The following is a 245-nucleotide window of genomic DNA, read 5'->3' on the forward strand; positions in this document are numbered from 1 at the left end:
CGGCAGCGCGGCGAAGAGCCGCTTCCATCGCTGCTGATCTGCCCGACCTCGGTTCTGGGCAATTGGCAGAAGGAGCTGGAGCGCTTTGCACCGACGCTGCGGGTCATGCTTCATTACGGAGGCAAGCGAAGCGGCGGCGAAGCATTTTATCGGATGGCCTATGATGCCGACATCGTGCTGACCTCCTATGCGACCGCCACGCTCGACCAGGAGCTGTTAAGGGACGTCAAGTGGGAGTCCATTGG

At 61.2% G+C, this 245-nt stretch carries 1 protein-coding gene; it reads left to right on the forward strand.

Annotated elements, in window-relative coordinates; genetic code table 11:
• Positions 1–245 (forward strand): SNF2-related protein (locus ACSNOG_RS33840; RefSeq protein WP_436756494.1); only part of this gene is annotated, 245 nt, incomplete at both ends.

It is taken from the genome of Streptomyces sp. URMC 124 (assembly GCF_051386455.1).
Lineage (GTDB): Bacteria > Actinomycetota > Actinomycetes > Streptomycetales > Streptomycetaceae > Streptomyces.